Annotated in this window: 4 protein-coding genes; all 4 read right to left on the bottom strand. The window is 71.0% G+C overall.

Annotated elements, in window-relative coordinates; genetic code table 11:
- Positions 1 to 80: 80 nt before the first annotated feature.
- The 4 genes from EQG76_RS27215 to EQG76_RS27200 are packed head-to-tail and all read right to left on the bottom strand — an operon-like array spanning position 81 to position 4490.
- Positions 81 to 737 carry an HAD-IA family hydrolase gene (locus EQG76_RS27215; RefSeq protein WP_159718121.1) on the bottom strand — a complete coding sequence of 219 codons (657 nt, stop codon included), beginning with the start codon at positions 735 to 737 and terminating at the stop codon, positions 81 to 83.
- Positions 734 to 1738: an RluA family pseudouridine synthase gene (locus EQG76_RS27210; RefSeq protein WP_159718119.1), complete on the bottom strand. Its 1005-nt coding sequence runs from the start codon at positions 1736 to 1738 to the stop codon at positions 734 to 736. The genes EQG76_RS27215 and EQG76_RS27210 overlap by 4 nt, the downstream gene beginning before the upstream one ends.
- The gene (locus tag EQG76_RS27205; RefSeq protein ID WP_159718117.1) at positions 1735 to 3072 is read right to left on the bottom strand and encodes a replication-associated recombination protein A; all 1338 of its coding nucleotides are present in this window, start codon (positions 3070 to 3072) and stop codon (positions 1735 to 1737) included. The genes EQG76_RS27210 and EQG76_RS27205 overlap by 4 nt, the downstream gene beginning before the upstream one ends.
- A complete protein-coding gene (locus tag EQG76_RS27200) occupies positions 3072 to 4490 on the bottom strand; it encodes a Do family serine endopeptidase (protein WP_159718115.1) in 1419 nt (472 codons plus the stop codon). Before EQG76_RS27200 ends, EQG76_RS27205 begins: the two co-directional genes overlap by 1 nt.
- Between the last annotated feature and the right edge of the window lie 100 nt (positions 4491 to 4590).

Here is a 4590-nt window from a genome sequence, read left to right as displayed (position 1 = left end):
GGTGCGGATCGGCTTGCCGTCGAGCAGCACCTGCCAGTCATCACCATGGCGGGCGATGCCCACCTGCTTGTAGAAACGCTTCATGCGAGCCCCAGGATCGGGTGCAGATCAGTCGCCGTGTGCGCCACGTGCGCGGCACCGGCCTCGACCAGCCGCTCGAGTGGATGGTTGCCCCACGCTACCCCCACCGGCAGCGCGCCCGCGGCCTTGGCCATCAGCACGTCAAAGGACGTGTCGCCGATCACCACCGCGTCCTCGGCCGTGGCGCCGGTCTCGGCCAGCGCCTCCAGCACCATGGCCGGGTGCGGCTTGGAGGGATGCCGGCAGGCGGTCTGCAGGGTGACGAACCGGTCCGCCAGTTCGTGATGGGCCAGGATCGCGTCCAGCCCGCGCCGGCTGTTGCCGGTGACGATGCCCAGCAACGTGTCGGGCTGTGCGGCGAGGCGATCCAGGAGCGTCAGGATGCCTGGGAACAGCGGTTCGGCATGGATCCCGGCACTGCGGTGCTTCCAGTAATGGCGGCCGAACGCCCGGCCGATTGCGGCCTGGTCGGGAGCCGGCAGGTCCGGGCGCCAGAATTCCAGGCACTGCGCCACCGACAGGCCGATCGCCGCGCGCAACGTCAGCTCGTCGGGTGCCGGCTCACCGAACTCGGCGAACGCATCCTGGGCTGCCGCCACGATCAGGGCCCCGCTGTCGACCAGCGTGCCGTCGCAATCGAACAGGACCAGCCTCACCGGCGTTCCTCCGGCCAGTCGTCTAGCCGGGCAAACGGCGGCAGGCCCTTGCCGATCCCCATCCAGTCCAGCGCCTCGCGAATCGGCCGGTCCGGCTCCGCCACCAGCCGCAGCCGCCCGCCATCCGGATGCGGCAGGTCGAGCTCGCTGGCATGGAGGGCCAAGCGTGCCGGCGCCCCGGTCGGGTGCGCCGCTTTGCCGCCATACTTGCCGTCGCCCAGGATCGGGAAGCCCGACAGGGCGCAGTGGGCACGCAGCTGGTGGGTGCGGCCGGTGAGCGGCAGCAGGCCCAGCCAGGCCGCGACCTTGCCATTCGCATCCAGGACCCTAAAGCCGGTGCGGGCGAAGCGGGCCTCGTCGCTCTCGCTGGAGGTCATCTTCTCCCGCCCGCTGGCACCACCCTTTTCTAGGGCCAGGTCGATCACCCCGGCGTCGCGCTTGGGCCGGCCGATCACCACTGCCCAGTAGAGTTTGCGGATCCGGTGCTGCTGGAAGGCGAAGGTCAGCTCGCGCGCGGCAGAAGCGGTCTTGGCGAGCACCAGCACGCCGGACGTGTCGCGGTCCAGCCGGTGCACTAGGCGCGGCTTGTCGCCGCCTTTGCCGGCAAACGCCTGCATCAGCCCGTCCACGTGCCGGGTCGTGCCGCTGCCGCCCTGGACGGCGAGGCCGGCGGGCTTGGCGAACGCGATCAGCGCATCGTCCTCGTGGATCACCAGGGAGCGTAGCATCGCCACGTCGCGCTCAGGCAGACGGACGGCCGGCTTCGGGGCGCTGCCCGGCTCTTCCTCCGGCTCGGCCGGCAGTGGCGGGATGCGCACCACCTGCCCCGGCACCAGCCGGGTGGCCGCATCCAGCCGCTTGCCGTCCACCCGGAACTGGCCGGTGCGCAGCAGCTTCTGCATCTGGCCAAAGCCCAGCTCGGGAAAATGGGCCTTGCACCAGCGATCGAAGCGCCAATGGGCCTCGCTGCCCGCCACGGTCCTCTGCTCGACGCCGCTCATGGCGTCCGATCCTTCCTGCGTTCGGCGCGCAGCCGGTCGAGCCGGTTCAGGCGCTCGGCGATCCTGGCCTCGATCCCTTCCCCGGTCGGCCGGTAGAAGGTCGGGCGCGGCATCCCGTCGGGGAAATAGTCCTGGCCGGAGAAGCGGTCCGGCGCGTCGTGGTCATAGGCATAGTCCTGGCCATAGCCTAGCTCCTTCATGAGGCCGGTGGGCGCATTCAGGATGGTCGCGGGCGGCATCAGCGAGCCCGTCTCCCTTGCTGACTGGCGTGCCGCCTTGTAGGCCAGATAGACCGCGTTCGACTTCGGGGCTGCCGCCAGGTAGACGACCGCTTGGGCCAGGGCCAGCTCGCCCTCGGGGCTGCCCAGCCGCTCATAGGTGGCAGCGGCCGCCAGCGCCTGCTCGACGGCGCGTGGGTCGGCCAAGCCGATATCCTCCACCGCCATCCGCACGATCCGCCGAGCCAGGAAGCGCGGGTCCTCCCCGCCTTCCAGCATCCGGCAGAACCAGTAGAGCGCAGCGTCCGGATCGGAGCCCCGCACCGATTTGTGCAGCGCGCTGATCAGGTTGTAGTGGCTCTCCTGGGCGCGGTCGTAGAGCGGCATGCGCCGCTGCAGGATCCGGCCGAGCGCCTGGGCGTCGAGCGGGGGCCCGGCCGGCAGGTCGGCCAGTGCCTCCACCAGGTTCAGGAGATAGCGGCCATCGCCATCCGCCATCTCGCCCAGCCGGGCCCGGGCCTGGTCGTCCAGCGGCAGAGGGTGGCCCAGCATCGCCTCCGCGCGCGCCAGCAGCCGCTCCATGGCACCTGCGTCCAGCCGGTGCAGCACCAGGACCTGGCAGCGCGACAGCAATGCCGGGACCAGCGCGAAGGACGGGTTCTCGGTGGTGGCGCCGACCAGGGTGACCGTGCCGTCCTCGACCTCGTGAAGCAGGCCGTCCTGCTGGGCGCGGTTGTAGCGGTGGATCTCGTCGATGAAGAGCAGCGGGTGGCTGCCGCCCGAGCGCAGCTTGCGCGCGTCCTCGAAGCTGCGGCGCAATTCGGCGACGCCGGACATGACCGCCGACAGCTCCAGCAGCGGCTCGTTCACGGCACTCGCCAGGATCCGCGCCAGCGTGGTCTTGCCGCAGCCGGGCGGCCCCCACAGGATCAGCGACTGCAGGCGACCCTTGGCGAGCATCCGCGCCAGCGGCGCCTCGTCGCTGAGCAGATGCTCCTGGCCGACCAGATCCTCAATCCGCTCGGGCCGGAGCCGGTCGGGCAGCGGCCGGTCGGCCTCCTTGCGCCGCGCGCGCCCGGGCATAGCCTTGGGTGCGGCGCCGAACAGGTCGTCCATCAGCCGCCCACCCGGAACTGGTAGAGCCGCCCGCCGCTCTTGACTGCCATCCGGAACGGCCGGCCCGCGCGGGGTAGTGCTTTCCTGACGGAGCGCACGTCCGGCGTCTTCGCGCCGTCGATGCCGACGATGACGTCGCCGGGCTCAAGGTTCATGTAGGCGGCGGGCGAACCAGGCTCGACCTCGACCACCACCACCCCGGTCTCGAACGGATCCAGCCCCAGCCGCTCATTGAAGCCCGGCGACATGTTGGCGATCGTGGCACCGGCCAGCGCCTCGTTGCGCCCGAAGCGGGTGAGTTCCGGTGCCGGCCGCTCGGGTGCGGCCGCCCGCGGCAGTTCCACGGTCCGCTGCTTCCCGCGGCGCAGGATCTCAAGCCTGGCGGGCGTGCCGAGCGGCTGAAGCGACATCCGGTAGCCGAAGCTCGCGGGATCATCGACTGCCCCGCCATCCACCGACAGGATCACGTCGCCGGTCAGCAGACCCGCATCCGCGGCAGCCCCGTGCGGCCAGACCCTGCCGACCAGCACGCCGCGCGGGCTCGGCATGTTCAGGCTCTCGGCGATGCCGACATCGACGCTCTGCAGGTCGGCGCCCAGCCAGGGGCGGGACACCTCCTTGGCACCGGAAACCGCCTGCTGCAGCCGGACCCGCACCAGGTCGGCCGGGATGGCGAAGCCGATCCCGATCGAGCCGCCCGTGCGGGAGAAGATCGCGGTGTTGATGCCGACCAGCCGCCCCTGCAGGTCGACGAGCGCGCCGCCCGAATTGCCCGGGTTGATCGCCGCATCAGTCTGGATGAACGATACATCGCGCTCGAGCCCCTCGGCCGAGCGGTTGGTGGCCGAGACGATGCCCGAGGTGACGGTCTGGCCGATGCCGAACGGGTTGCCCACCGCCAGCACCAGGTCGCCCACCTGCAGGTCATCGGAGCGGGCGAGTTCCAGGGTCGGCAGCTTCTCGCCCTTGGCGTCAATCCGCAGGAAGGCCAGGTCGGCGCGCTCGTCGCGGGACAGGAGCCTGGCCTGGAACGCGCGCCGGTCCGAAAGGATCACCGTGATCTCATCGGCGTTCTCGATCACGTGATTGTTGGTCACCACCACGCCGTCGCTCGTGAGCAGCACGCCCGACCCCAGGGAGTTCTCCACCCGACGGCGCTCCGACGGCACGGGCGGGCCGCCGCGGCCGAAGAAGAACTCCAGGAGCGGATCGGCAAGGAACGGCCGGCCGCGCTGCACGACGTTGCGCGAGGTCTGGATGTTGACCACGGCCGGCACCACCGCGCGGACCACCGGCGCGAAGCTGAGCTGCACCTGCGCCTGGCTGTCCGGGACCCGCCGCTCCTGCGCAGCCGACGGCAAGCCTGCGCCGAGCAGGACCAGAAGGATCAACCACAGCCGCACGGTCGGGCTGCGCATGCCAAGACGCTCCATGAATGCCGCCAGAGACAGAAAAGGGGCCGGGCGTCGCCGCCCGGCCCCTTCGATATGGTTTCGACGCGGGGGATCGTGAAGCCGG

Source organism: Geminicoccus flavidas, assembly GCF_009806515.1.
In the GTDB taxonomy this organism is placed as follows: domain Bacteria; phylum Pseudomonadota; class Alphaproteobacteria; order Geminicoccales; family Geminicoccaceae; genus Geminicoccus; species Geminicoccus flavidus.
This window is presented reverse-complemented; position numbering and strand designations above follow the sequence as displayed.

Excerpts from the sequence above, each read along its gene's own strand:
- EQG76_RS27200 (WP_159718115.1), bottom strand. The coding sequence starts at position 4,490 with ATGCGCAGCCCGACCGTGCGGCTGTGGTTGATCCTTCTGGTCCTGCTC.
- EQG76_RS27210 (WP_159718119.1), bottom strand. The coding sequence starts at position 1,738 with ATGAGCGGCGTCGAGCAGAGGACCGTGGCGGGCAGCGAGGCCCATTGG.
- EQG76_RS27205 (WP_159718117.1), bottom strand. The coding sequence starts at position 3,072 with ATGGACGACCTGTTCGGCGCCGCACCCAAGGCTATGCCCGGGCGCGCG.